Source organism: Flagellimonas spongiicola (genome assembly GCF_023502425.1).
Lineage (GTDB): Bacteria > Bacteroidota > Bacteroidia > Flavobacteriales > Flavobacteriaceae > Flagellimonas > Flagellimonas spongiicola.
The window spans coordinates 682819-709520 of record NZ_JAMFMA010000001.1 but is presented as its reverse complement, the minus strand read 5'-3'; the positions used below and the strand labels follow the sequence as shown (position 1 = coordinate 709520).

General features: G+C 40.1%; 25 protein-coding genes and 1 riboswitch. Of the genes, 11 read left to right on the top strand and 14 right to left on the bottom strand.

Translation table 11 applies throughout. From position 1 onward, the window contains the following. Window positions 1-136 precede the first annotated feature (136 nt). From M3P19_RS03360 to M3P19_RS03350, 3 genes are all read left to right on the top strand, one after another. Entirely contained in the window at window positions 137-1894 is a 1758-nt protein-coding gene (locus M3P19_RS03360; protein WP_249656207.1) for a DEAD/DEAH box helicase, read from the top strand. A 75-nt stretch (window positions 1895-1969) separates the two neighbouring features. Beyond that, entirely contained in the window at window positions 1970-2749 is a 780-nt protein-coding gene (locus tag M3P19_RS03355; RefSeq protein ID WP_249656206.1) for a carboxypeptidase-like regulatory domain-containing protein, read from the top strand. 90 nt (window positions 2750-2839) lie between these two features. Beyond that, entirely contained in the window at window positions 2840-4525 is a 1686-nt protein-coding gene (locus M3P19_RS03350) for an alpha-amylase family glycosyl hydrolase (protein ID WP_249656205.1), read from the top strand. A 1-nt stretch (window position 4526) separates the two neighbouring features. Here the strand turns inward: M3P19_RS03350 and M3P19_RS03345 are convergent, their stop codons facing one another. From M3P19_RS03345 to M3P19_RS03335, 3 genes are read right to left on the bottom strand one after another with little or no spacing between them, the layout of a single operon-like run. Beyond that, entirely contained in the window at window positions 4527-4904 is a 378-nt protein-coding gene (locus M3P19_RS03345; protein WP_249656204.1) for a VOC family protein, read from the bottom strand. Between the two features lie 22 nt (window positions 4905-4926). Beyond that, window positions 4927-5454: an SRPBCC family protein gene (locus M3P19_RS03340; protein WP_249656203.1), complete on the bottom strand. Its 528-nt coding sequence runs from the start codon at window positions 5452-5454 to the stop codon at window positions 4927-4929. Window positions 5455-5498: 44 nt separating this feature from the next. After that, on the bottom strand, window positions 5499-6152 hold the full coding sequence (locus M3P19_RS03335; protein ID WP_249656202.1) for a TrmH family RNA methyltransferase: 654 nt from the start codon (window positions 6150-6152) through the stop codon (window positions 5499-5501). Between the two features lie 45 nt (window positions 6153-6197). Here M3P19_RS03335 and M3P19_RS03330 point away from each other — a divergent pair, with 45 nt between their 5' ends. From M3P19_RS03330 to purB, 3 genes are read left to right on the top strand one after another with little or no spacing between them, the layout of a single operon-like run. Then, window positions 6198-6896 carry an SIR2 family NAD-dependent protein deacylase gene (locus M3P19_RS03330; protein WP_249656201.1) on the top strand — a complete coding sequence of 233 codons (699 nt, stop codon included), beginning with the start codon at window positions 6198-6200 and terminating at the stop codon, window positions 6894-6896. A gap of 1 nt (window position 6897) precedes the next feature. After that, window positions 6898-7470 (top strand): hypothetical protein, encoded by a 573-nt coding sequence (locus M3P19_RS03325; RefSeq protein ID WP_249656200.1) that lies wholly within the window; start codon window positions 6898-6900, stop codon window positions 7468-7470. Between the two features lie 44 nt (window positions 7471-7514). Continuing rightward, complete coding sequence (purB, locus tag M3P19_RS03320) at window positions 7515-8858, top strand: adenylosuccinate lyase (RefSeq protein WP_249656199.1); 1344 nt, start codon at window positions 7515-7517, stop codon at window positions 8856-8858. A gap of 21 nt (window positions 8859-8879) precedes the next feature. Here purB and M3P19_RS03315 read toward each other — a convergent pair whose 3' ends face one another. The 9 genes from M3P19_RS03315 to M3P19_RS03275 form a co-directional block, all read right to left on the bottom strand. Then, window positions 8880-12086: a lipase family protein gene (locus M3P19_RS03315; protein WP_249656198.1), complete on the bottom strand. Its 3207-nt coding sequence runs from the start codon at window positions 12084-12086 to the stop codon at window positions 8880-8882. Window positions 12087-12173: 87 nt separating this feature from the next. Next, window positions 12174-12905, bottom strand: coding sequence for a hypothetical protein (locus tag M3P19_RS03310; protein ID WP_249656197.1), 732 nt, complete (start codon window positions 12903-12905; stop codon window positions 12174-12176). Between the two features lie 134 nt (window positions 12906-13039). Beyond that, entirely contained in the window at window positions 13040-13537 is a 498-nt protein-coding gene (locus M3P19_RS03305; protein ID WP_249656196.1) for an outer membrane beta-barrel protein, read from the bottom strand. A 324-nt stretch (window positions 13538-13861) separates the two neighbouring features. Continuing rightward, window positions 13862-14677, bottom strand: coding sequence for a mechanosensitive ion channel family protein (locus tag M3P19_RS03300; protein ID WP_249656195.1), 816 nt, complete (start codon window positions 14675-14677; stop codon window positions 13862-13864). Between the two features lie 138 nt (window positions 14678-14815). After that, window positions 14816-15355: a DUF4252 domain-containing protein gene (locus M3P19_RS03295; protein WP_249656194.1), complete on the bottom strand. Its 540-nt coding sequence runs from the start codon at window positions 15353-15355 to the stop codon at window positions 14816-14818. Window positions 15356-15413: 58 nt separating this feature from the next. Continuing rightward, window positions 15414-15956 carry a DUF4252 domain-containing protein gene (locus M3P19_RS03290; RefSeq protein ID WP_249656193.1) on the bottom strand — a complete coding sequence of 181 codons (543 nt, stop codon included), beginning with the start codon at window positions 15954-15956 and terminating at the stop codon, window positions 15414-15416. Window positions 15957-15982: 26 nt separating this feature from the next. Then, window positions 15983-16522 (bottom strand): DUF4252 domain-containing protein, encoded by a 540-nt coding sequence (locus tag M3P19_RS03285; RefSeq protein ID WP_249656192.1) that lies wholly within the window; start codon window positions 16520-16522, stop codon window positions 15983-15985. 10 nt (window positions 16523-16532) lie between these two features. Beyond that, on the bottom strand, window positions 16533-16964 hold the full coding sequence (locus M3P19_RS03280) for a hypothetical protein (protein WP_249656191.1): 432 nt from the start codon (window positions 16962-16964) through the stop codon (window positions 16533-16535). After that, window positions 16951-17460, bottom strand: coding sequence for an RNA polymerase sigma factor (locus tag M3P19_RS03275; protein WP_249656190.1), 510 nt, complete (start codon window positions 17458-17460; stop codon window positions 16951-16953). The genes M3P19_RS03280 and M3P19_RS03275 overlap by 14 nt, the downstream gene beginning before the upstream one ends. Window positions 17461-17671: 211 nt before the next feature. Between M3P19_RS03275 and M3P19_RS03270 the strand changes: the two genes are divergently transcribed. Then, window positions 17672-19141 carry a S41 family peptidase gene (locus tag M3P19_RS03270; RefSeq protein ID WP_249656189.1) on the top strand — a complete coding sequence of 490 codons (1470 nt, stop codon included), beginning with the start codon at window positions 17672-17674 and terminating at the stop codon, window positions 19139-19141. 37 nt (window positions 19142-19178) lie between these two features. Here the strand turns inward: M3P19_RS03270 and M3P19_RS03265 are convergent, their stop codons facing one another. Next, window positions 19179-20117: an ABC transporter substrate-binding protein gene (locus M3P19_RS03265; RefSeq protein ID WP_249656188.1), complete on the bottom strand. Its 939-nt coding sequence runs from the start codon at window positions 20115-20117 to the stop codon at window positions 19179-19181. An 18-nt stretch (window positions 20118-20135) separates the two neighbouring features. Next, window positions 20136-21998, bottom strand: a complete 1863-nt coding sequence (locus M3P19_RS03260; RefSeq protein ID WP_249656187.1) for a TonB-dependent receptor plug domain-containing protein — start codon at window positions 21996-21998, stop codon at window positions 20136-20138. A 71-nt stretch (window positions 21999-22069) separates the two neighbouring features. Then, a riboswitch (cobalamin riboswitch) is annotated at window positions 22070-22286 on the bottom strand. 22 nt (window positions 22287-22308) lie between these two features. Here M3P19_RS03260 and M3P19_RS03255 point away from each other — a divergent pair. Genes M3P19_RS03255 through M3P19_RS03240 form a run of 4 tightly spaced genes read left to right on the top strand, consistent with a single transcriptional unit; the run spans window position 22309 to window position 26698 of the window. Next, window positions 22309-23499: an ABC transporter substrate-binding protein gene (locus tag M3P19_RS03255; RefSeq protein ID WP_249656186.1), complete on the top strand. Its 1191-nt coding sequence runs from the start codon at window positions 22309-22311 to the stop codon at window positions 23497-23499. After that, complete coding sequence (locus tag M3P19_RS03250) at window positions 23500-24531, top strand: iron ABC transporter permease (RefSeq protein ID WP_249656185.1); 1032 nt, start codon at window positions 23500-23502, stop codon at window positions 24529-24531. Beyond that, window positions 24531-25307, top strand: coding sequence for an ABC transporter ATP-binding protein (locus M3P19_RS03245; RefSeq protein WP_249656184.1), 777 nt, complete (start codon window positions 24531-24533; stop codon window positions 25305-25307). Before M3P19_RS03250 ends, M3P19_RS03245 begins: the two co-directional genes overlap by 1 nt. Before the next feature lie 47 nt (window positions 25308-25354). Beyond that, the gene (locus tag M3P19_RS03240) at window positions 25355-26698 is read left to right on the top strand and encodes a DNA recombination protein RmuC (protein ID WP_249656183.1); all 1344 of its coding nucleotides are present in this window, start codon (window positions 25355-25357) and stop codon (window positions 26696-26698) included. Window positions 26699-26702: the final 4 nt, after the last annotated feature.

Below are 26702 nucleotides of genomic sequence, written 5' to 3'. Positions count from 1 at the left end.
GCTAAACAATTTGGTGTACCTTTGCGCCTTTATAAACGCCGCCGGTATGGGCATGGTGTTGCGCGGAGCTTAAATGCGTATTCCAAAAATCGCTCTATGCAACACAACATATTTGCGATTTAAGGTATACACCGCTATGACAAAATTTGAAACCTTGGGGTTGGACAAACCCCTATTGGATGCTATTTCCGATCTTGGATTTGAAACTCCTTCTGAAGTTCAAGACAAAGCCATTCCTATTTTATTACAAGAAGAAACAGATTTGGTTGCCTTGGCCCAAACTGGTACGGGAAAAACCGCTGCATTTGGGTTCCCAATGATTCAGAAGATCCAGTCCGAAAGTAGAACCACACAGGGACTGATCTTGTCCCCTACCCGTGAGCTCTGTCTTCAGATTACAAACGAACTAAAACTGTATTCAAAATACGTTAAGGGACTAAACACTGTAGCCATTTACGGGGGTGCGAGCATAACTGAGCAAGCAAGACAGATCAAGCGTGGTGCGCAGATAGTGGTAGCCACCCCGGGTCGAATGAAGGATATGATCGGTCGTGGTATGGTCGACATTTCTAAAATAGACTATTGCGTGCTGGATGAAGCAGATGAAATGTTGAACATGGGATTTTATGAGGATATCAAGGATATTCTTTCAAATACCCCGCAGGAGAAGTTCACTTGGTTGTTTTCAGCTACCATGCCTAAAGAAGTTGCTACGATCGCCAAAAAATTCATGCACAAGCCCCAAGAAATTACCGTTGGGACTAAGAATGCAGGAGCTTCCACAGTGCAACATGAGTATTATCAAGTAGGGGGTCGTGATCGATATCCTGCATTAAAAAGATTGGCCGATGCCAACCCAGGAATATTTTCGGTAGTATTCTGTAGAACCAAAAGAGATACCCAACGTGTTGCGGAAAAATTGATAGAAGATGGTTACAATGCAGGTGCGCTGCATGGTGATCTAAGTCAAAACCAGCGAGATCTGGTAATGAATTCTTTTAGAAAGAAACAGGTACAAATGTTGGTGGCCACAGATGTTGCCGCAAGGGGAATAGATGTTGATGACATAACGCACGTTATCAACTATCAGCTTCCCGATGAAATAGAAACCTACACCCACCGTAGTGGAAGAACTGGTAGAGCTGGTAAATCCGGTATATCAATGGTTATCGTGACCAGATCAGAGCTTCGGAAAATCAAGGCGATAGAAAAGAAAATCAAGCAAGAGTTCATTTCCAAAAAAATACCAACGGGAATCGAAATTTGTGAAATCCAATTGTATCATCTTGCCAGTAGAATAAAGGAAACTGAAACCAACACTGAAATTGATGCTTATTTGCCGGCCATTCATGATGTTTTGGAAGGACTGGATCGAGAAGAATTGATAAAAAAGATAGTTTCAGTAGAATTTACACGCTTCTATAATTATTACAGCAAAACCCGCGATTTAAATTCTTCTGATGAGGGACGCAGGGATAGAAGTGAATCAAGTGAAGGCAGAGGTAACAAACAAAGCGACGGATCTGTGCGCTACTTCATTAACGTTGGAGAGCGGGATGGGTACGATTGGATGTCCCTAAAAGACTTTTTACGAGACACCTTAAATCTGGATAAAGACGATGTGTTCAATGTTGACACCAAGGACAGTTTTTCGTTTTTCAATACAGACGCGCAACTCACTGATTTGGTACTGCAAACTTTCACTGAATTCAAGGTCAAGGGTCGATTTATAAATGTTGAGGTGTCCAAAAACCCATCATCCTCGGGTAAAGGCGGAAGAAAGAGGGATCGCAAAAGAGGACATCGAAAAGGTGGCGATAATAGGTCTTTCCGAGGAAGTAGAAAAGGAGGTTCCGGTAAAAGAGGCGGTAGAAGGAAACCCGGTTTTCATTAGTTAATTCTATATTAAAACCAAGATAACTCCCAATTTTATTTCTTTGTTTAGTACATTTATGGCTACAAAGATTGCATGAAAAGAGTTCTACTTACATTATTTATTCTTACCGCATATTTAGGATTTGGACAGGATGCTGAAGAGCCAGTGGAAGAAGGTGAAATCACTGCCACTGTTGTCAATGCACAAAATGGATTTCCTATGGTCAGCGTTCACGTTATCAACCTAAATAAGGTTGTCGGAACAATTACGGGGCAAAAAGGAAAATTCACCATTCCAGCGGCTGTTAATGATACCTTGTACTTAACTTTTCTTGGATATAAATCCGAAAAAGTCAGGGTTACCAGTGATATGTTCAAATTCCAAGAAACGGAAATTGCATTGACTGAATTGGCCTATGCCTTGGAAGAAGTTATTGTAAGGCCATATCAATTAACAGGCTATTTGGAGATTGATGTCAAGAATCTCCCCATAAGCAACAATGCCTACCAATACAGTATTTCTGGATTATCTAAAAGTTACGAAGGCGGAAGCAAAAGTCCCAGTGCTGTAACCAAGGTTTTGGGAGCGATTCTCAATCCCGCTGACCTACTCCGGAACTTGTTTGGAAAAAAACCCAAGCAAATGCGCAAGCTTCAACAGATGAAGCAAGATGATGACATCCGGGACTTATTGGCTTCAAAATTTGACCGAGAGACCTTGACCGAACTACTACAATTGGAAAAGGTTGATATAGAAGATATTCTTAATAATTGCAATTACTCCCGATCATTTATCAATACCGCCAATGACCTTCAAATCTTGGATGCCATATCCAGTTGTTATGAGGAATATCGCGTACTGAATCGCAGGTAAAATCTCTTAAACATATTTCATTTTGGGCTGGCACTAAATAAATTTTCTAGTTCCACAAGCATTTTATAGTTTTAACTAAAATCCCAATTGATGAAAAAACTACTTGCTATCATGTCCCTTATTTCCCTTGTTTTTGGATGTAAAGAAGCCAAAAAACCAGAAAAAAAAGATACCCAAGTGGTTGCTGAAGCTATCATTGAAAAAGATATTCCTTTTGCCTGGGAAGGTGCCAATGTATATTTCCTTTTAACAGACCGCTTCAACATAGGTAATCCCGACAAGGGAGTGCAATTTGACCAAAACAATGAAACAGCGGTTTTAAGAGGCTTTGAAGGCGGGGATATTCAGGGAGTAACGCAAAAAATAGAAGAGGGCTATTTCTCTGATCTGGGAATCAATGCCATTTGGTTCACCCCTGTTGTGGAGCAAGTGCACGGTTCTACTGATGAAGGAACTGGGAATACCTATGCCTATCATGGGTATTGGGCAAAAGATTGGACTGCCATTGATCCAAATTTTGGCTCCAAGAAAGATCTTGAAAAACTAGTCAAGGCCGCCCATAAACGCGGAATACGTGTCTTACTGGATGTGGTGCTGAATCATACTGGACCTGTTACCGATATAGACCCTGTATGGCCCGAAGAATGGGTACGAACTGGTCCCAAATGTGAATTTACCACCTATGAAAACACCACAGCATGCACTTTGGTTGAGAATCTCCCAGATATCCTAACAGAATCGGATGAGGCGGTGGAACTTCCTGATGCGTTATTGGCCAAATGGAAAGACGAAGGTAGATTGAGCCAGGAGTTAGACGAATTGCAACTCTTTTTTGAACGTACGGGTTACCCAAGAGCCCCTCGATTTTATATCATTAAATGGTTGACTGATTACATCAATGATTATGGTGTGGATGGTTTCCGTGTAGACACCGTTAAACATGTAAATGAGGAATCTTGGTCGGATCTTTACAAAGAGGCGTCGTATGCTTTTGAGACTTGGAAGAAAAAGCATCCAGATCAGGTTTTGGACGAAAATCCTTTTTATATGGTAGGCGAAGTCTATAATTATGGGATAAGCGGTGGTCGCGAATTTGATTTTGGCGACAAAAAAGTGGACTTTTTCGATTATGGCTTCAAAAGTCTTATCAATTTCGATTTAAAAATCGATGCTAATGAAGATTACGAAAAGATATTTAAGAAGTACAGCCGCCTTTTACATACCAAACTAAAAGGCAAGAGTGTCCTTAATTATTTGACCTCTCATGATGATGGAAGTCCATTCGACAAAGAACGTACTCAACCGTATTATACTGCCAATGTGCTGTTGCTAACACCAGGAGCCTCACAAGTCTATTATGGTGACGAAACTTCAAGAAGTTTGATTATTGAAGGTACAGAAGGGGATGCAACGCTGCGTTCCTTTATGAATTGGCAAGATTTGGACAGCCTTCCAGAAACCCAGAAAATCCATAAACATTGGCAAAAACTGGGAAGCTTTAGAAGAGATCACCCTGCTGTAGGAGCTGGCAAACACAAACGTTTGGCAAAAAAGCCTTATGTATTCTCTCGAACTTATGTTGACGGTGACTACAAGGATAAGGTGGTTGTTGCTTTAGACCTTCCAAAAGGTAAAAAATCGCTATATGTCAAAGGTTTCTTTGGCGATGGCACAATGCTATATGACACCTATTCAGGAACCGAAGTTATGGTTTCAAAAGGAAGGGTTGAGTTGGATAATGACTACGATATTGCGCTTTTGGAACTTGCGGAATAATTTAAGCTCTGGAGTGGAGTGCTATTCGGTTACCTTCCGTATCTTCAAACACACCCATATAGCCAACATCAGGACTTATCTGTGTTTTTTGGTTTAGGATTTTTCCACCTGCCTCAATAACTCTATCTAATTCCTGTTGTAGGTCTTGGCTCGAAAAATAAATCAATACTCCGGCCGTATTGCTTGGTTCATACGCTTTATTTTGAATCAATGACCCACTTGCGCCTGCTTTGCCTTCAGCCCAAGGAAACCACCCCATCAAGGTACCTGCAAAATCCTGTACCTGTATCTTTATCTGAAATACTTTATCGTAAAACGCTTTCGCCCGTTCCATATCCAGAACCGGAATTTCGAACCAGCCTACCATATTTTGTTCCATCGCCATGGTTTTGCTACAATTCTTATTTTTCCAATATGGCCTTTAAACTAGCCAAGCCTTCTTCAAAGTCTCCACCAACGGCTTTGTCCATATTCATAAACAGCATCATGATACTAAACGGAAACTTGTTTTTGCCTGAGAATCCCCATGTTACTTTGGTACCCCCATTTGAACTGTCTTCAGTTACCAAATAAGCATCCGAAGTAGATTTCCAAGGTTTTAAAAAGCGTAATTCAGACTCTATGCGATGTCCATCCTCAATTTTCTTCAACTCTTGTTCTCCTTCACCAACATCCTTATTTCCATTCCAATAACTTATCGCCCCGACTTCACCATCGGTACCAGTGAATTTTTTTTCCATATTGGGATCTTTCTTGTTCCAAGGAGACCATTGATCATGGTTCTTTAAATACCGAAGGTTGTCAAAAACCACAGCCCGTGGTTGGTCAATTTCTATTGAACGTGACACATTATAGGATTTTGGTGCTATCATTGCCAAAACAATGATAAGAAGTACGATCCCTCCTAAAATATAGAGTAGCATAGTCATTTTGATTTGTTATTTATTGGTTACCCTACAAAATACAAAAAAGTTTATTGGGTCTGATAGCGCGCAATTATTCCCTCAACATCCTTTATAGACTTTTTGGTCCAATCCAAACGTTTTTCCAAGATATCAATAGCTGTCATTTCCCAATCCAAATCCGAACTGCGCAATTTTTGGGTAAGTTCCTGAATAATAATGGCTGCTGATACTGAGATGTTGAGGCTTTCAGAAAAACCCACCATGGGAATCTTTATAAATTTATCCGCTTGTTGCAATACTTCTTCGCTTAACCCTTCCTTTTCGGTACCAAAAAACAAAGCTGTTGGACCATCAATCTCAAATTCATGCAAAAAGTTAGATGCTGTATGTGGTGTGGTCGCCACAATTTGATATCCCTTTTCCCGTAATGCGTTCACACAATCCGTAGTGGTATTAAATCGATTCACATCCACCCATTGCTCAGCACCCATCGCAATGTTTTTATCCAAACGTTGTCCAAAACGATCCTCGATCACATGTACTTCCTGTATACCAAAAGCATCGCAACTTCGAATAACGGCACTGGTATTGTGCAATTGAAATACATCCTCAATGGCCACTGTTAAATACTTGGTTCTATTCTCCAGAACATTCATAAACCGGAGTTTACGCTCTTCGGTCAAATAGGTTTCCAGATAAGTCAACAAATCGGAATTAAACATAAAACCCAAGATAGCGAAAAATGATTTTCATATTTTTAGACACACATGGATAACAAACAAAAAATTGTAGTATTGACCGGTGCGGGAATGAGCGCCGAAAGTGGTCTGAAAACCTTTAGGGATGCCAATGGACTTTGGGAAGGTCATGATGTTATGGAGGTTGCCTCACCTCAAGGTTATGCCCGGAATCCGGAGCTTGTATTGGAGTTCTATAACCAAAGAAGAAGGCAACTTTTGGAGGTGAATCCTAATGCCGGACACGAAGCACTTGTAGCTCTTGAATCCAAATATGATGTGCATATTGTAACACAAAACGTTGATAATTTGCATGAACAAGCAGGAAACACCAATGTATTGCACCTTCACGGCGAACTATTCAAAGTACGAAGTACAGTTGATGAAAATTATGTGCTAGAATGGAAAAAGGACTTGGTCCTCGGTGATTTAGACCCCAAAGGACATCAACTTAGACCGCATATTGTGTGGTTTGGTGAAATGGTTCCTATGTTGGAACATGCCATAGAGATTACATTAACTGCGGACCTATTGATAATAATTGGAACCTCAATGCAAGTGTACCCTGCGGCAAGCCTCATTAATTATGTGCCCAGTGGTATACCCATTTATTTTATAGATCCCAAGCCGAATGTTACAGCAACGGAGTATCAGAATTTGACAATAATTCCGAATACTGCTACCACGGGAGTCCCAGAGTTAACACAACAACTTCTAAATAGGCAATAAATTGACTGCAGACGAGCTCCATTTGGCCGTTAATTCTGGCCGACTATCCAAATTGCAAATTACCGGACTAGTAGCTATTTTAGAACAAGCGCCTGATCTGGTTGGAGACCTGCTCAAAGAAATCAAAGCGCAGGACAAGGAAGATACTTTTAATGCCAGTTGGACTTTTGACCATTTAATGCGCAAAAAATTGGTCTACTTACTGCCGTTTATGGATGACTTTTCACAAGTATTGACTGAACTAAAAGATCAATCCAGTATTCGACCAATGGCCCATGTTTGCCAAATGCTTTGCGAAACGTATTTCAAGCACAAAGATCCCATTTTCGTTAAAAATATAAGCCAGAATCACTTGGAAGCGATCATGACCTGCTGTTTTGACTGGTTTATTGGAGAACACAAAGTAGCAGCCAAAGTTTTTTCAATGCGTACTTTGTTTTATTTAGGCGGAAAATTTGATTGGGTACATCCTGAATTGAAAATGATTTTGGAAGCAACAATTTCTGAAGGCACATCCGGTTATAAAAACAGTGCGAAAAAAACCTTGGACAAGCTTGCCAAATTAGGCCATTAAACTCTTTTGGTTTAAGTATCTTTGCAGCTTTCAAAAAGTACGGCATGTCATTGAACCAACTCAACGCCATCTCTCCTATTGATGGCAGATACCGCAACAAAACTGAAGCATTTGGCACTTATTTTTCTGAAGAGGCTCTGATCAGATACCGCGTTCGGGTGGAAATCGAGTATTTTATCGCGCTTTGCGAAATTCCACTACCACAATTAGGGGATTTTGATACCACTATGTTTGGTGACTTGCAAAAAATCTATCTGGATTTTTCCGCTGAGGACGCTTTGGCCATCAAGGAAATTGAAAAAACAACCAATCATGATGTAAAGGCGGTTGAGTATTTTATCAAGGAAAAATTTGATGCTCTAGGACTTCAGAAGTACAAGGAATTCATCCATTTTGGTTTAACATCCCAGGATATCAACAACACCGCTATTCCATTGTCCATCAAAGAAGCAATGAACGAGGCATATGTTCCTTTGTACTTTGAAGTTTTTGAAAAATTAAAGGGACTGGCCACAGAATGGGAAGCAATACCAATGCTGGCAAGAACCCACGGTCAACCCGCATCCCCTACTCGATTAGGCAAAGAAATCGATGTGTTTGTGGAACGCCTGAAAGAGCAGTTCAATCTCTTAAATGACATTCCAAGTGCTGCCAAATTTGGCGGTGCAACCGGAAACTATAATGCCCATAAAGTTGCGTATCCAGATATCGATTGGAAAGGTTTTGGAAAGAGTTTTGTTCAGGAAAAACTTGGATTGCACCATTCGTTCCCTACTACACAAATAGAGCATTATGATCATATGGCAGCTCTGTTTGATTGCCTAAAGCGAATCAATACCATTTACATTGATTTGGATCGGGATATCTGGACTTATATCGCCATGGACTACTTCAAACAAAAAATAAAAAAAGGAGAAGTAGGTTCTTCTGCCATGCCGCATAAGGTAAACCCGATAGATTTTGAGAACTCCGAAGGAAATCTAGGGCTTGCCAACGCCTTATTTGAACATTTATCAGCCAAATTACCGATTTCGAGACTACAACGAGATCTAACCGATAGTACCGTTTTAAGAAATGTTGGTGTACCTTTTGCGCACACCCAAGTTGCATTGTTATCCACGTTAAAAGGATTGAACAAATTGGTGCTGAACGCCGAAAAGTTTGAGCAGGATTTAGAAGATAATTGGGCTGTAGTTGCAGAGGCCATTCAGACCATTTTGCGCCGCGAGGGCTATCCAAATCCCTACGAAGCATTAAAGGGTTTAACTAGGACCAATACAAAAATCACGCAAAAATCCATTGCGGACTTTATCGACACTTTAGACGTTTCCGCTGGTATCAAAGAAGAGTTGAAACAAATAACCCCAGCAAATTATACTGGGGTTTAAAACTAGCTATACTACGATTTCCTAGTCCTTAATTAGAATTTTGTACACCGGGCCCCGATTGGTGTTCACCACCATTGCATAATACCCTGTAGCCAAATCAAAAACCGGAACTTCGGCGTGTACAACTCCCGGAACGTGATAAGAAATCTGCTTGATTGGCAATTGTTGGAACTGCGGAAAAATAGTCACACCCAATATTCTTGATGGAGGTTCCGCCTCTCCCTCCGTATATGGAGCTATGGAAATATGCACTTCATTTGATGCCACATTTGGATAAATCAAGATTCCGTCATTGATGGCATCTCCTTCTACAGCTTTCATCTCTTGAAGCGGAATCCCGCCTCCACCACCTCCACCGCCAGAATGTTCCACATACAGCAATTTTGCAGGGCCAAGACCACAGTCATTTACCCCCATAAGTTGGACATAACCATCATCCGCGGCATTACCCGTAAATACATGTGCACTTTGGTAGGTATCCACAGATTTTAAAATTTGCCAGGTATCCCCGAATACGTCAATTACATTTACCCGGTCAAAAGGATAGGGCAAGCGCCATTCATAAAAATCGGCACCTTGAGCCGGACCACCAAAGTAACTGACCATAGCACCTGTTGCAACCAATTCCGGACCGTATAAATCCGACGGTAAGCCAGGTTTTCCTACTTGCACTGTTTTCTCTAGGACTACAGGTTCATTGCCGCAAGCAGCTGAAGTCAATACAGCTGTAATTGTTACCTCTTGGCTATAAGTATTGGGAGGCGTAGTAAACGATGTAGCCGCACTATTAGGTGCTGTTGGAAAAGCCACATCAGGGTTGCTTGAACTCCATTGTACTTGGGTGTCCCCTACCACATCCACAAAATAGAGTTCTTCTTTACAGAGGACATCATTACCTTCTATTTGCTTTGGTTCACAAAGAAAAATACAGTCAAAAAGTGTAGCAGCATTGTTAAGTTCATTGGCAAGCCAATCCCCGTTTTGGGCGTTAAAGGTGATGTGCCCTTCATTACTTTTGAGTGCGTTGTAGGTGGTGGTATAGTTATCAAAAGGGACTTGGAATTCAGGTGGTTGTGGGATACCTATACTATATTTGGCGAGGTAATTCTCGGCAGCTAATGGAGTTAGACCACCTCCCACATCCAAAGCACTTACGGTAGGAATAAAATTCATAGATGAAGTCGATTCCAAATCCAGATTATAAGAACCAAAGAAATTTATTTCAAATTCTTCAAATTCCTTAATTTTGTCAATAAAAGGCATGGCCCCTCCTGGATAATTATCCAATAACAAATCACTCCCTTCCCATTTAAAGCTTTTATTGGTAATGTTACGCATTAAAGGTGCAACCCATAAAAACTTTTTTTCGTACTGGATCCAGCCTTTGTACAATTGATCCTCTTGGTTCCCGGGAAAACCCCATATATGAAAGTCAATCTTAAGTTTGGTCTGCCCGGGCAAGTATCCCATAAATAATGCCGCTATATCGCCCAAGGCAGCACCCACTACAGACCCCAATCCTGTTATAAAAGTGATCAAATCCGTGCCGGGACTAGTGCTACCGGAGCCATAAAGTCTGAACAGGCTTTGCCCCGGCGCCAAACCATAGGTTTGCGCACAATGACTGCCATTACTTAATGCAATGTTCCGTGTCTGCCGCGGATAGCCCATATTTTGTAAAGCTTCTTGCCATATCTTATGTTCTTCATTGTTTACTTCATATTCTTTGTTCACATAGTTGACCAATAATTGTTTTACCGCAGGTCTGTCTATTAGTTTGCGTGCGTCATCTACTGGAAAATGCCCACTGGCAATGGCTACACCAATATCCCCAGCCGGGGTTTGGATGATCTCATTTAAGGCGTGCCTTACCATGTACAAAGCTCCGGGTGGCACATGTGCGCCTTGGTGCGGTGCATCATGGCTAATGTAAAGACTGGTATCATGGTCTTCATTATTATTTTCCATATCTCGTAAGGCGTAACGTGCAATGACCCCGCCCATACTCTGCCCCAGCACTACATTGGGAGCGGCATCATCGGTTTTGTTCTGGTTGACCCAGCGGATGACTTCTTCCAGTACAAAGGCATTACGTTGTAACCAATCCGTGCCATTATCCCAATTGACGTATATGATATCAAAGCCTTCTGCATTATGCTCAGTAATAAGATTAATCAAGCCTTCACTTCCATATTTTACATCAATATCGTATAAAAATTGTTCAAGATGAGTATCCCCATAAATTGGGTGGTTTCCTAAAAGATGAGGATCAAAACCTTCAACTACGATTAGCGGCTTATTGATTAAATTACAAACATCAGCTGGAGCAATTTGAATGCTTGCAGAACCAGTACTACCTTTATATGCTTGGGTTGATTGAATAATTACTTCCCATGGATCATTCAAACAAGCTGGGTTGCGAGTGGTCAAAGTTTCTAATTTTGCTTTCCCTGTGATTTTCACGGGGGTTCTACAATACCTAAAAGTGCCATCCATCAATTTTAACCGAAACGTCCAGACAAAATCGCCATCTTGCGCAAAATGATGTCCCAGGGTCTTGCCCAATACCAAAGGCTGAAAACCGCTGCCATCACCAAAATCCACCGCAAAACTTTCCACCAATGCATCTTGGTTGGTCCGCCATTCACTTTCTTCCAACAAGAGGGCAATCTTGGAATTGTTGATACGGGTAACGGGTAAGGTCATGGCAAACACTTCCTTGGTCTCGTAGGGGTTTTGCCATTGTGTATTTATAAAGACATCTTCATACTGTTTTCCATCTATTACTTGAATCAAGCCTTGATCTAGGGCATCCTCCCTGATTTTGGAATAGTGATAGTAAAGTCCGTTGACCACCACAGATGTGGTTAAGGTGCCCTTGCCTACTTTGTTCGCCAAGGATTTGGAAGTACTTTTCCAACTTTGCTCCAATGCTATGGGGTCTACCAATTTGGGCACGAGTAGATGGGTACGCATGGAGACTACACTATTGTACAGATCCCGGTATACCGAGGGAACAATATAATTATTGTCCCGTAACACCCCATCGTAATTGGTTACTTCCAAAAAGTCATAGCCATAATCCAATAACATGCCATGCGGGATCTTACTTTTATCCAAGGGACCAAAAACTTCATTGGTCTTGTTGGCAATTTCAAAATCAATATGCAACTGCGCGTGGGCATCAAGCCCCACAAAAAGAGCAAATAGTACTAGTATTTTTTTCATTTTCTAAATAGGTTAAAAGATTAGTATTTGGGGTTAGTTAGTAATGGGTGCGTTGCTTTCAAATTGTAGAATATGAATCAACTATAGTCAATAATCATAGTCGAGCACGATCGAGCTGTCAACTGGTACAAATATTTCATGGTTTTCTTCAAGTGTCTCTCCGCCATTTTTTCTTTTCATAATACTTAGACGGTTATAATCACTTTCTGCGACAAGTACGCTATCTACAGTTGTATATATTGCTGTTGCAAAAGCTTTATTGCCATCATACCCTAATTGATAAGGTGAACTGATAAATTGATTTTGCCCAATTCTCCTGCCGATGGGGTAAAGGGAACTAACAGTGAAGAAATCATCTTGATTGGTAGGTATGAAATTATTTAAGTTAATGGTGATATAAGCCTTTTTAGGATTATAGAATTCCACATCAATAATAGTATCGCGCGAATAAATTGAACCAATAACATAACTGTTGTATTCGCTTGAGTCAATAAAAACTTCAGAGTCCAATTCGCTATAATCGTACACAAACTGAAAATACCCAGGGACCTTACCTAACTCATCGTTATTTATGTAAAACTTCATTTGAAAGTTTCCGTTTTCATCAGTTTTTGCTTTCTTAATTCTTCTTATAGAAGCACCAATACCATGACTTTCATAGTAATTTATGCTTACATTAACGTTTTGTAATGGTGCTCCTTTAGAGGTTAAAAATTGTCCTTGAATTAGTGTACAATCACTAAGGCAAGTCAAATCTGTATCATCTTTATCGCAGCTTATAAAAAGCACTGCAGTTAGGATAAATAGTATTTTTTTCATTTTCTAAATAGGTTAAAAGGTTTGTATTTGGGGCAATCCTTGTTCACTTAATTAGAAGTTTTTACAGGATTTTAGTTTAGACACAATCATCAATGCATGAATGGCAAACCTACCATTGTGTGACCATTTAGGAGCTACAGCTGAATCAGATATCCCAAGGTAAACTGACCTTGTTCCAATGCTGCCTCTGCTTTGGCTTCAAAAAACAAACCAAATCGTGTAATTATACCGATACCCACTTCCATTCCTGTAAGTGTGTCATCAGCCTCAATACCTTCTACAGTATCTTCCATCTTTATATAGCCAACATCAAAGCCAACAAGGCCATAAAAATCCAAGACAGGATTACTAACGAAAGAGTAAGTGCCGTCAAAATTGAGTACATAAATGGTGCTTTTAAGTGGTTCAGGGACTTTGGAAAAGAAATACGTAGCTCCGCCTGTAAGACCCCATTTATCGGTAATCTTGTAAACACCTCTTAGGTTTACGCCAAGTGCGGGGTCACCCATAAAATCTTCGTCAATACTTGCCTCAGTACCCACAGCTAGGCCTGCCCCAAGTTTAAATTCTTGCGAATTTGCGGTGAATATGGACATCATAACACCAAGCACAATTAAATGTAATCTACTCATTTTCATAGTTATATAGTATTTGTATTTATGCTATTGCGCACCGTGACCCAAAGGTGACGTAATGCGACATTTTTCATTTGGGATAAGCGAAAAAAACCTTATCCAAATGAGGTTGAAAATGAGAGGTTGAAAAAATTAATGAGGTTGTTTTATCCAAGCACTTTAAATCCAAAAATAGGTTTTGGATTATATTTTTTAAGGCTCCGGATTTTTAAATGTAGTATTTTTAGTATTAGCAGCAAAATAGTTGAAAGTAATACGCAATAATGTTACATAAAAAACCCGATGCAAAACATCGGGTAAATAGCTGTTAAGGATAGTGTCTTATTCCGGCTTTCTGATATTTACTTGATGTGGGTAAGGAATCTCTATACCTGCCTCGTCAAGTGCCAATTTGCAATTTTCGTAAGTTGCAAAATACACATCCCAATAATGTTCTGGTTTACAAAAGGGTCGTACTGCAAAATTCACAGAACTATCTGCCAACTCCAGTACATTTACTGACGGAGCGGGATCTTTCAAAACCAGTGGATTTGAGGTTAGCACACCCAACAATACTTCTTTTGTCTTTTTGATGTCTTCTCCGTAATCAACTCCAATCACTGTATCTACCCTTATCTGTCCTTCTGCTGTGTAATTGGTAATATTGCCATTGGCCATGGCTCCATTGGGAATAATCAACAGCTTGTTCTCCGGGGAAACCAATTTAGTGGTGAAAATCTCAATTTCCTTGACAACGCCAAGCACACCCTGTGCTTCCACCAAATCCCCTATGCGGTAAGGTTTGAAAATCATAAGCAATACGCCTCCAGCAAAATTGGAAAGCGACCCTTGTAACGCTAATCCAACTGCCAAACCAGCAGCTGCAATTACCGCCGCAAAGGTGGTTACATCCACGCCTAATCTGGATATCACAAGAATAATCAAGAACACTTTCAAGGTCCATGAAAAAAGGTTCAATAAAAACTTCTGAAGCGATTCTTCATACTTGCTTTTGGACATTACTTTCCTCGTGGCGGAAATGATTCTTTTGATTACCCAAGAACCAATGATATAAATCAGAATCGCCGTTAGCAATTTTGGGCCAAATTCCTTGGCCAGTTCTAAACCGTAATTAATCCATTCCTCTGCTTTTTCCATATGATTTTCTTGATAAGTTATTGTTCTCTGAATGAGACACTAAGATAGCGAGAAGGTCACATTTATTCTCTTGGTATACCACAAAAAAAATCCCGTGACAGTTTGCCACGGGATTCGTTCTTTGATTGATGGTTTAGTTTATCCTTTTAGGAATTCTCCTATTTCGCCCAATCCAGAACCGTCATAATCTGATTTTTGGATGGCTTGCATTAATTGTACGATATGTGCTGGATTCATGTCCTTACCGAGTACTCGAACCAAAGCAAATCCTTTGTCCTTGCTATCTCCGTACAGAATTACCTCATCTATGGCATCTTCATCCCCAATGTACTTTATGACTCCTTTTCCATATTGTGAATTGATTTTCATCAACTCCACAAAATCCTCTCCTTTGAGGATTTCCTTTACCTTAATTTTCTCAGCTTTGTACTCCGCAACATTATCCGCTGTTTTCTTAAATGCCAATAGATTGAATTTTCTTAATGATTCAATGGCATCAGATTGGGTTTCTGTTAGGTCTACGCCATCCATTTTAAGAATACTTGCGGGAACATCTATTGAGATGAAGTTGGGATTCTCGGAATTGTCAACATAATATTCCTGAAGACTTTGCTGAGAGGAGCAGGAAGCCAAAACCACCGCAATTGCCAGCATCATTCCTTTTACTACTTTTTTCATTGTTGGTAATTTATGCTGAAAATCCCCGGCCTTGATGTAGGGCCAGGGGTATTTCAATTTAATGTTCTTCTAATTTGTTCAAGCCTTTATGCAGCTTCATTTTCCGTGTGAGCGAACCCACTTTGGTCAAATCAATATCTCCAGTCATGGTCAATAGCACGGTCTCAAAGTTACGCCCATTTTTGTCATGGTGTTTTTCGTCTATGCCGGTGACATACATCAGAAGTTCGGCCACATGGGTATCATCTTTGCCATTTCTGATGTAGAAATTTACATGTGTGTCTCCATCTCTCACTTTCATCAACTCCTCAAGTTTAGAGGATTTCACGTATTTCTTCATGGTAGCGTTCATATCTGCAGATGCATCTGCATCTTCCGACATAAAAACCTTGATGTTGTTGATGCTCCTGGCGATTTCCACAAATTGTTGGGTATCTTCATCCTCATCATGTTCCATTACTGTAGCCGCAAGCTTCAGCATTCCTTTGTTGATCGTTACCGTACCAATTTTTTCCGAATCTTCATACTTATCAAATATGGATTGGGACATACCTAGCAAGGGAAGTGCCATTGCCATAATGATTAAACCTAATTTTCTCATGATTAACGTTTTTTGATTGATGGTTTTTATTCTTTTTTACCTGCTTTGTTCAATTCCTTTGGCAAGTTCATCTTATTGGTAAGGGAATTGATTTTATTCAAATCGATATCCCCGGTCAGAGACAACAGTACCGTTTCAAATTTTCGGCCATCTGCTTCCACTTCCTTTAGCCCTGTAACGAACATTAGCAACTCGCTTACATGGTCGGAATCTTTACCTTCCTTAATGTAAAACTTCACATTGGCATCCTTGTCCTTTACCCGCATTAGCTCTTCCATGGTTGAAGACTTAAGGTATTTTTGGACAGAGGCTTTCATATCATCCCCAATTTCCTTGTTATCTGTAGTAAACACCTTTAAACTTTTCAAACTGCTTGCAATGTCCATAAAGTCTTGAGCTTCTGGGTCATCTACTTCTACATCAATCTTCGCCAATAAATTGAACATACTCTTGTTGACCACAACTGAGGTCACTTCGTCCAAATCTTCAAATCGGTCAAAAAGTGATTGTGAAAAACCGGCCAAAGGCATAATGGCCATCATTAAAATTAAAATATTGCGCTTCATCGTTTTTGTATTAATTGTTGTTGTAAATTTTTTGTTTTGCTATTTCAAACTCTTGTAGGTAAGCCACTTTGTCCGTGCCTTTTCCAAAATTTTCAGCAAGAAGTTCAAAAGCTTTCTTTGTTTCTTCATAGGCAATTCTTGCCTGCTCGCGCTCTTTATTGCGCTCTATTTGGTAATTTCCAAAATAGATGCCTACTGTTAAGACGACCACTGCCGCAATGGATAGCCACTTGTAATTTCTTTTTCTAGGTTTTAGTGGCACCTGCTTGGTGTATCGCTCTTCTTTGGCAATGGAAAAGTAGTTGAACATGGGCCTATACTGCTCCAAATGGGAAGCAACTTCTTCTTGTGAAAAATAAGCCTGTAATGTTTGCTCTTCGGCTACTGTTGTTGTTGCCTCAAAGTACTTTTCCAATAATCTTTCTATGTTATCCAATTCCATAGTTATGCTTTTTAATCAATTCTTGTCGTACTGCTTTTCTTGCTCTTGAGAGGGTCACACGTACCGCGGTTGGTTTCATATCCAGCAGCTCGCAGATTTCCTCAAATTCGTATTGCTCCACATCACGTAGTTGCAATACCATTTTTTGCTGTTCCGGTAATTCCTCCATGATACGCTCCATCCATCTTACGCTATCTTCAGCCTCAAGTTGTTTTTGCAATGAGGTCTTCTCGTCCTCGTAATTGCTGTGTACCAATTTCAAATTACTGGCCTGTTTGGATTTTAATCGGTCCAAACAGAAATTCTTGGTCATTGTCATGGCAAATGCTTCTACATTTTTATACTCACCCATGGACTCGTTCTTTGACCAGAGTTTCAGCAAAATTTCTTGTGTAGCATCTTCAGCTTCTTCTTTGGACACCAACAGACGTTTTGCCAGTCGGTATAGTTTATCCTTGAAGGGCATCACTACATTTAAAAATTCGCTTTGTTTCATTTGGTTTTGCTAGTTGTTGCAAGCTTTAAATTGTCGCTTACATAATCACGACGACGCATATCGAAATTTGTTACAAAAAATTTGTAATCTGCCGTTAAGTGGCTATTTTGTGGTAAAATTAATTGTAAGAAATTAGAAAAATATTCTACAAATCCTTTGTGCCTCCAAAACTTGTGGAACGAAATTTGATGAATTTTACCAAAATTTAGCTATGAAGAAATTACTGTTTGCTTTTATTGCATCTGGACTGCTATTTGTTAGCTGTTCCAGTGATGATAACGGAATTGACAATCCTAATCCAGACCCTCCAGGTACTATCAATGACGATTTGGATGCCCAGGCATTCATGTGGAATGCCATGAATTTATGGTACTTCTGGCAAGCGGATGTTCCGGTGCTTGCAGATACACGCTTTGCCAACGACGAGGAATTCACAGAGTTTCTCTCCCAGCACCAAAATCCTTCTGATTTTTTCTTTGACATTCTGTTGTTTGGTGAAGACCGTTTCAGTTTCCTTAATGAGGATTACAAGGAATTGGTGAATAATTTAGGTGGTGTTTCCAAAAGCAATGGCTTGGAATTTGGTTTGGTCAGATTCTCTGAAGGTGATGATATATTTGGCTACGTACAATATATTGTACCCAACTCCAACGCATCCACCACGGATATCAAAAGAGGGGACATTTTCACAAGGGTGAATGGCACTCAGCTTACCCTAAATAATTATGTTGGATTACTATTTGGTGATAACGATACCTATACGCTAGGACTTGCCGATATCGCTGATGGTGTGATTACAGATAATTCCACTGAAATTGAACTCACCAAAATTGAAAACCAGGTTGAGGACCCTATTTTGGTGGCCAAAACCTTGGATATTAACGGTACAAAAATCGCTTATTTGATGTACAATCGCTTTTTGAGCAGTTTCAATGAGGAATTGAATGCTGCTTTTGCTGATTTCGTTGCAGAAGGAGCCACAGAGTTGGTGTTGGATATGCGATACAATCCTGGTGGTTCAGTCAATACCTCTAGGTTATTAGCCAGTATGGTTTATAGCACCAATACCGATGAATTGTATATCAGACAACGTTGGAACAGTAAAATACAAAATCAGTTAAGTGATGCACAATTGGAGGATTATTTTGCAAGCACCACTGGTACTACTCCTATCAATACCTTGAATCTTAATCGTGTCTACGTATTGGCAACCAACAGTTCAGCTTCGGCAAGTGAGTTGGTGATGAATGGACTTGCACCTTACGTAGACGTCATTCATATTGGAGAAACTACAAGGGGTAAAAATGAGTTTTCCATTACGTTGGTTGACGACAGGGACAATAGTTTCATCTACAATGCAGACCGCGAAAATGAAATCAACCCGGATAACAGCTGGGGAATACAACCTTTGGTAGGTAGAAACGAGAATGCCGATGGATTCTTTGATTATACTGAAGGTCTGGCTCCAAATATTCTTTTGGAAGAGGATTTGGAAAACCTAGGGGAATTAGGAGACCCTAATGAACCTTTATTGGCAAAGGCCATTGAAGAAATCACAGGCTTAACCACCAAAAGAGGGTTTTCCGTTCAAATGCCTGCCAAGTCGTTTACAAGTTCAAGATTGCAGACACCTATGCTTGATAATATGTACTTGGACAAAGTGTTAAACTTCGAAAAATAAAAAATAAAAGCGGCTAATAAGCCGCTTTTATTTTATGCTATTGAGTTACTGTAAGCATGTCCAGTTTGTGATACTTAGAGTTCAATTCTTTTGGAATGGGAACAGCTTCAGGATGAAAAATCCCGGCTAATAATTCTATACCATTTACCAAGGTATTTGCAGATGATTGGGTGAACAAATCAAAGTCCGTAATAAATACCTGATTGTTTTTAACGGCCGTCAAACCACTCCATCCTCGTTTACCGGTCAAAATATGAATTTCTTGCTTTGTACGGGTGCTATTGAAACCACAAGGTGCAATCACCAATATTTCAGGGTCATACTTGAGAATTTTATCCCAAGAGGTAACAATACTGTCGCCTGAGGGATTGGAAAGCATATCGATTCCACCAGCCAATCCAATTTGATATGGTATCCAATGTCCGCAATTGAAAATTGGGTCCAACCACTCCATCAAAAGTACACGCTTTGGCAGCGCTTTGGCTCTACGCAGTTTATCCACGACAGATTGAATACGTAATTGAAGCTTCTCCAGATAGACATAGGCCAATTCCTCCTTACCCAGAGCTCTTGCAATGGTGACTGCAGATTCAAAAACGTCATCCAAGGATTCTGGACTTATGGATATCAACTGGGGTTGCTTTTCCAGCTTGGCAACTGCAGCAGCAGTGCAAGCGGTATCAATCTGGCAAACATCACACATATCTTGGGTAAAGATGATATCTGGGGCAATTTGCGCCAATAGCTCCTCCTCTACATAATATAAGTCCTTGCCTTGATGTTTGCTTGCGGAAAAAAGCGCATCAATTTCTTGACTACTTAAATCCTTACCCTCCAATACACAACGAACAATCGGTTGCTTTTCCTCCAAAGCCCGTTCCGGACATTCAAATGTGATGCCATATAAATGGTCTTCCAAACCCATATCATATAGCATTTGAGTAACCGCAGGTAAGAAAGAACAGACTTTTATCATTCTACAATATAGTTATGCTTAAAGTTTCAAATTGAGACCCGCGCTTACATTTCTACCCCTAGTCGTAAATCCAATTACCTCAACAAAATCCTCATTTAGCAGATTTGAACCATTGATGAAAACTTTTAATCGCTCTGGTATTAACTCATGCTCTACATACAAACCTACCAATGAAAAAGCTTCCAGGGATTCATTAGTGAATGTAAAGAAATCCGTGTCAAAACGCTGTCCCGTATACGCGTAGCTGAACGATAAATTGGTGGTTTTACATAATTGATATCCTACAGTCAAATTGGCTTTATGCTTTGGTATACGGATTGCAGCATCGCCCTTGCGTTCTGTAAAGGTATAGTTCGCATCCACCGAAATTGTCTTTATTGGATTCCAACTAGCTTCAATTTCCACACCGCTTGCATCAATTTCATCTGCAATATTGATGCTAGTAAAATTCTGATCAAAACCTATGGTGTTTTTCTCATTACGATTGAAATACAATCCACTTAATCGGAGTTTGTCATTCACATAATACTCAATCCCACCTTCTAAAGTTCTATTTTCTTCCGGCTCCAAATCAGGGTTGGCACCAAAATCACCAAATAACTGAATCAAATTAGGGGTGATATAGGAGGTTGCGAAAGAACCCAATAGTTTTATATATCCATCAGTTGTTGGAAAAGCATAAGAAGGATTCACATTGTAAACAAAGTGGTTTCCATATTCAGAATGTGTATTGAGCCTTGCACCAGTATTTAAATTAAAACCGGTATCAGAAACATAGACCACATTGAAATAGGGGTCTAAAATGGTAAAATCGGCTTCACTGGAGAACACTGCTTTGTCCTTTATGTAATTCACACCAAGTATGGTATGCCATTTATCGGATAAGACCATTTTGTTATAAAGGTCCAATACCAAGTTCTCCCCTTCCGAAGTGCTTTCGCCAAAGGTGCTTACGTTGAAGCTATCATAGGTGGTATAGGCACCATTTAAAAACAGGGAACCACTTCCATAATCTAAATCTGCAGAAATCCCTAAGCGTTCTTGTTCAATCCTTGATGTATTTGGTGCTTCAGCCCTATCCTGGTCAAAATCAGTTGTAAAACGCGTTTGGTTCCCGTAAATCGCCACATTGAAGCTATTGGAAAATCTATAGGCCAAGCGAATATTCGTCGCATATTGCGATGTGATATCTTCTTCGTTTTCAGCAGTAATAGCGGCCGACAAACCACTTGCATATCTATTGGAAAAATCCACACCGTACGAAAACTTGTTCAAGCTGCCATTCACAGCGACTTCATTTCGTATTAGACCAAGGTTGTTGTTCCGATCATTAGCTGTTTGATTAGTCCCCAACGTAGTTTTAAAGTTGGCAGTAATAGGTTTTTCTTCACTTTTCTTTGTTGTAATGTTGATTACCGCGGTGGCAGCATTAGTTCCATAGAGTGTACTCGCCGCACCTTTTATGATTTCAATGGATTCAATGTTGGATGTGGAAAGCAATCTTAAGTCATACTCTTGCGAGAATGAAGACGGGTCGGAAACACGAACCCCATCGATTATGACCAATGCTTGTCTACCCCGACCTCCTCGGGCAAACACACCAAATACAGAGCCATCCCGTCCTCTTGTTCCAGCAATTTCAATACCACTTTTGGTGTTGATCAATTCCGCAACGGTCAATCCTTGGCTGCGGTCCAATTCGGTTGCGGTTATCTTAATTACTGTTTTACCGGAATTCTCTCGCTTAAGTTCAAATCGAGAGTCACTGACGATTACTTCGTCCAATTGTTGTAGTTGAATGGAATCTTGCTGTTGGTTTTGCGCAACAATTCCTTGTGCTGCCAATAAAGCAGTACTTAACCATAAATTACTTTTTTTCATTTCGTTTAAGTGAATAAACGGGAGAATAGTATGCTGTCCCATACGTAAACCTTTATCCCGAAAGTTTAACAATGTTTGTTTCGAACATGGCAGGTCTCCTGACTTATTTTATATCGTTTTGCCTTCCCACCCATTAGGCAGTGGCATTGCAGAAAACGATATCCTCAAAAAGAGGCACCGACATAGCGGTAAAAAATTTACAGTTGCGGGAACAGTTCTGGATTTGCACCAGATTCCCTTTTAATTCTGCATGCAACGCATGCAGAAACCAAAATTCAGCGCGAAATTAATGATTCTGTTTAATCTTTTTTTGAAAAAGTTAAATAATATTACTTTTGACGGAATGGGTAGGTATCGCATCATTTACAAGATTTTTATTGGCGTAGTCTTAGTTGGATTATCAGGTTGTATCCAAAAAAAGGAGGCGCAAAAGGTTGACCAATCTTCTGTTTCAAATGGATTGAAATATGCCACAGGCTTTCAAATCAGATCAGAAGGTTCGGTTACAATCATTGAAGTTTCATCTCCCTGGCCGGGTTCAGAAACCACATTTAGTTATGCCTTAGTTCCAAAAGAAGGGTTGGCATCCATTAGTTTACCGGCTGATACGTATGATGCAATAATCGCAACTCCAGTTCAGAATTTAGTGATTACTTCAACCACCCATATCCCCTCACTAGAAGCATTAGGGGTATTGAATGCAGTTGTAGGTTTCCCCAATACTGATTTGATTTCTTCACCCACTGCTCGTAAAAAAGTGTCTCAAGGAAAAATCAAGGAATTGGGAACCAATGAAAATGTTAATACCGAGATTGTTCTGGAACTTAATCCAGAACTCGTAGTTGGCTTTGGTATCAATGACACCAACAAGGCTTACGAGACCCTAGTTCAATCTGGAATTCCCTTGGTGTACAATGGTGATTGGACAGAGCAATCCCCTTTGGGTAAAGCCGAATGGATAAAATTCTTTGCTCCTTTTTTCAATAAAAATGAATTGGCAGATAGCATTTTCAATAAAATTGAAAAGGATTATTTAACAGCCAAGAAATTAGCACTCAAAGCAACAACACAGCCCTCTGTTTTAACGGGTGGATTATATAAAGATGTTTGGTATGTTGCCGGCGGCAATAGTTGGATGGCCCAGTTTTTAGAAGATGCCAATGCAAACTACCTATGGTCTGATTCCGATGAGAAAGGAAGCATCGGTTTGAGTTTAGAAGCCGTCTTGGAAAAAGGTTCCCAGGCAGAGTATTGGTTTAATCCTTCCTTACACGCAAGTTATCGCGAATTGCTACAAGCCAATTCACACTATGAACAATTTAGGGCCTTTGACAATTCAAAAATATATTCAAATGCCATTCGAAAAGGTGAAACTGGCGGTTTGTTGTTTTATGAATTGGCACCGCAACGACCGGACTTGGTCCTTAAAGATCTGATTTCAATTTTGCATCCAGGTTTATTACCCAATTATGAACCACATTTTTTCCGTCCTTTGGAGTAAATGAATACCAAAACCACATATTCAATTACATTTATCTTCATTGGGCTTGCCCTGATTTTAGCAGTTTTATTAAATATCAGTTCTGGATCGGTGAATATTCCCTTTTTAGATGTCCTGTCCGGTCTTTCCGGCAACAATATGGAAACGAAATCCTGGAATTATATTCTCTGGAATTATCGGGTACCAAAAGCTTTTACGGCTATTTTAGTAGGCGGTGGTTTAGCCCTAAGTGGACTGCTAATGCAAACTTTGTTTCGCAATCCTCTTGCTGGGCCATTTGTTTTGGGTATCAGTTCTGGTGCTAGTCTGGGTGCTGCATTATTACTAATGGGCAGTTCCTTTTTATCAGGAATTTTTGCCTTTGGTATTTTGAATGATATTTCGTTGGTGGTGGCTGCTAGTTTGGGAAGTTTTTTAGTTCTTCTGGTGGTAATCTTGGTGGCACAACGCATTAGGGATACCATGGCATTGCTCATTATAGGATTGATGTTTGGTAGCATAACCTCAGCCGTAGTAAGTGTTTTGGCCTATTTTACCAGTGCCGAGAACCTTCAACGTTTTGTTTTTTGGTCTTTTGGGAGCGTGGGTAACTTATCATCACACCAGGTGTCCCTCCTAGCCGTTATTGTAGGTCTAGGGACACTTATGGCAATTTTCTCCATAAAGAAACTCAATGCCTATCTGTTAGGTGAAAACTATGCTCAAAGTCTAGGTGTATCCTTAAAAAAATCACGATTGGTCATCATCATTGCCACTGGCATATTGGCTGGAGGTGTAACTGCCTTTGCCGGTCCTATCGCATTTGTTGGTCTGGCCGTGCCGCATTTAACCAGGCAGCTGTTTGATACTATGGAACATAAAATCTTGATTCCTGCCGTCTTTTTGTATGGAGCGATACTAATGCTACTTTGTGATACCATTGCGCAATTACCAAATTCGGCTGAAATTCTTCCTATCAATGCGATTACTTCATTGGTCGGTGCCCCGGTTGTGATATGGCTTTTAGTTCGAAAACGTAAAATGATGTTTTAATGTCCAATCAAAGCTATTCTTTACGCACTGAAAATCTGAGTATTGGTTATGGCACAAAAGTCATTTGCAATAACATTGAAATGACCTTGCCCAAGGGAGAACTGTGTGCAGTAATTGGGGTAAACGGAATTGGAAAATCCACCTTGATTCGAACATTGGGAAAGTTACAACCATCACTAGGCGGTGAAGCATTTATTAATGGCCATAAAATAGCTGAATTAAAACCACATGGGTTGGCTAAGACCATTAGTTTGGTACTTACCGAACAACCTGCATCAAAAAACCTCAGGGTTTCCGAATTGATTGCTTTGGGCAGACAACCTTATACAAATTGGATCGGTAAGTTGACCGATGAAGATAAAAGGCATATTCAGCAGAATCTTGACGCATTTCACTTGGAAGAGTTAGCAATGCGAAAATGTCACGAATTGAGTGATGGACAACTACAAAGAGTACTTATTGCTCGAGCCGCAGCACAAGACACGCCCATAATATTGTTGGATGAACCCACGACCCATCTGGATCTATACAACAAGGTTCAAATTCTGAAAATGCTACGGCAATTAGCACATAAAAAGGGTAAAACCATAGTTTTCAGTACGCACGAAATAGATTTGGCCATCCAATTATGCGATAAAATTCTTATCCTAAATGGCACCAAAAACCCATTTGGATCACCTCAGGAATTAATCGCACAAAAACAGTTTGACAACCTATTCCCGGAAAACCTATTGGAATTCGATGAACGAACTGGTGGTTTTAAAGTAAAAAAATAGTCTAGTTTAACATTCCTCCTTTATCTTTATCTGAAGATTATATACTAATGGGTAGCGAGTTGATTTATGTAATACTAGGTGCGGTTTGCACTGGAATTGGTCTTTTGTTGGGCATGTATATTCAAAAGCTAAAGACTAAATCGGACCAAAGTGTTTGGGTCGAACGGGAATCACAGCTGAATACTTCGGTAAAGTCTTTAAATGATAAATTGTTGACTTCGGATGAAGAAAAAAAGCAATTACTTTCGGAAAAAGAGCAGCAAAGCAACCAAATAGTTCGGTATCAGGCGGATTTGGAGAACCTTCAACGCATCAATACCGAACAAAAAGAGGAAGTAGAAAAGCTTCAAGAAAAGTTCACTAAGGAATTTGAGAATTTGGCGAACAAGATTTTAGACGAGAAAAGCACCAAATTCACCGAACAAAATCAAAAGAACATTAAACAAATTCTTACCCCTCTGCAGGAAAAAATCCAACTATTTGAGAAAAAAGTGGAGGCCACTCAAAAAGAGAACATCAGCATACATTCAGCCTTAAAGGAGCAATTACTAAATCTACAGAACCAAAACTTGAAAATCACCCAAGAAGCGGAAAATTTGACCAAAGCCCTAAAAGGTGACAGCAAAATGCAAGGAAATTGGGGTGAACTGGTCTTGGAACGTGTTCTTGAGAAATCGGGCTTGGAAAAAGACCGCGAATACAGTGTTCAACAAAGTTTTGCACGTGAAGATGGATCACGGGTTATGCCAGATGTTATCATCCATTTACCAGATGGCAAAAAAATGGTAGTGGATTCAAAGGTTTCCTTGACTGATTATGAACGTTACACCAACGCGGACGAAGAATCAAAGCAAAAGCATTTAAAAGATCATATCAATTCTTTGCGGAAACATGTTGAACAGCTATCGGCAAAAAAATATGAGGATCTCTATGAGATGGAAAGCCCAGATTTTGTGTTGTTATTTGTACCAATTGAGCCCGCTTTTGCAGTGGCTATAAACCATGACAATAGTCTATACAATAAAGCCTTTGAACAGAACATTGTAATAGTAACCCCTTCAACTTTGTTGGCCACGCTTCGTACAATAGACACCATGTGGAGCAATGAGAAGCAGCAGAAGAATGCGATAGAAATTGCTAGACAGGCCGGTGCATTGTACGACAAATTTGAAGGCTTTGTTACCGACTTGACCAAAGTTGGCAAAAAAATGGATGAGGCCAAAAACGAATATCGTGGCGCCATGAACAAACTGGTTGAAGGCAGAGGTAACATTGTGACCAGCATTGAAAAACTGAAAAAAATGGGCGCCAAGGCCAAAAAATCCATCCCAGAACCAATTCTAAAACGAGCGGAGGAAGACAATTACGAGGAACCTAAGTTAGAACTGTAATTTT

Coding starts and splice junctions, on each gene's coding strand:
- M3P19_RS03360 (WP_249656207.1), top strand. CDS start 137: ATGACAAAATTTGAAACCTTGGGGTTGGACAAACCCCTATTGGATGCT.
- M3P19_RS03355 (WP_249656206.1), top strand. CDS start 1,970: ATGAAAAGAGTTCTACTTACATTATTTATTCTTACCGCATATTTAGGA.
- M3P19_RS03350 (WP_249656205.1), top strand. CDS start 2,840: ATGAAAAAACTACTTGCTATCATGTCCCTTATTTCCCTTGTTTTTGGA.
- M3P19_RS03345 (WP_249656204.1), bottom strand. CDS start 4,904: ATGGAACAAAATATGGTAGGCTGGTTCGAAATTCCGGTTCTGGATATG.
- M3P19_RS03340 (WP_249656203.1), bottom strand. CDS start 5,454: ATGACTATGCTACTCTATATTTTAGGAGGGATCGTACTTCTTATCATT.
- M3P19_RS03335 (WP_249656202.1), bottom strand. CDS start 6,152: ATGTTTAATTCCGATTTGTTGACTTATCTGGAAACCTATTTGACCGAA.
- M3P19_RS03330 (WP_249656201.1), top strand. CDS start 6,198: ATGGATAACAAACAAAAAATTGTAGTATTGACCGGTGCGGGAATGAGC.
- purB (WP_249656199.1), top strand. CDS start 7,515: ATGTCATTGAACCAACTCAACGCCATCTCTCCTATTGATGGCAGATAC.
- M3P19_RS03315 (WP_249656198.1), bottom strand. CDS start 12,086: ATGAAAAAAATACTAGTACTATTTGCTCTTTTTGTGGGGCTTGATGCC.
- M3P19_RS03310 (WP_249656197.1), bottom strand. CDS start 12,905: ATGAAAAAAATACTATTTATCCTAACTGCAGTGCTTTTTATAAGCTGC.
- M3P19_RS03305 (WP_249656196.1), bottom strand. CDS start 13,537: ATGAGTAGATTACATTTAATTGTGCTTGGTGTTATGATGTCCATATTC.
- M3P19_RS03300 (WP_249656195.1), bottom strand. CDS start 14,677: ATGGAAAAAGCAGAGGAATGGATTAATTACGGTTTAGAACTGGCCAAG.
- M3P19_RS03295 (WP_249656194.1), bottom strand. CDS start 15,355: ATGAAAAAAGTAGTAAAAGGAATGATGCTGGCAATTGCGGTGGTTTTG.
- M3P19_RS03290 (WP_249656193.1), bottom strand. CDS start 15,956: ATGAGAAAATTAGGTTTAATCATTATGGCAATGGCACTTCCCTTGCTA.
- M3P19_RS03285 (WP_249656192.1), bottom strand. CDS start 16,522: ATGAAGCGCAATATTTTAATTTTAATGATGGCCATTATGCCTTTGGCC.
- M3P19_RS03280 (WP_249656191.1), bottom strand. CDS start 16,964: ATGGAATTGGATAACATAGAAAGATTATTGGAAAAGTACTTTGAGGCA.
- M3P19_RS03275 (WP_249656190.1), bottom strand. CDS start 17,460: ATGAAACAAAGCGAATTTTTAAATGTAGTGATGCCCTTCAAGGATAAA.
- M3P19_RS03270 (WP_249656189.1), top strand. CDS start 17,672: ATGAAGAAATTACTGTTTGCTTTTATTGCATCTGGACTGCTATTTGTT.
- M3P19_RS03265 (WP_249656188.1), bottom strand. CDS start 20,117: ATGATAAAAGTCTGTTCTTTCTTACCTGCGGTTACTCAAATGCTATAT.
- M3P19_RS03260 (WP_249656187.1), bottom strand. CDS start 21,998: ATGAAAAAAAGTAATTTATGGTTAAGTACTGCTTTATTGGCAGCACAA.
- M3P19_RS03250 (WP_249656185.1), top strand. CDS start 23,500: ATGAATACCAAAACCACATATTCAATTACATTTATCTTCATTGGGCTT.
- M3P19_RS03245 (WP_249656184.1), top strand. CDS start 24,531: ATGTCCAATCAAAGCTATTCTTTACGCACTGAAAATCTGAGTATTGGT.
- M3P19_RS03240 (WP_249656183.1), top strand. CDS start 25,355: ATGGGTAGCGAGTTGATTTATGTAATACTAGGTGCGGTTTGCACTGGA.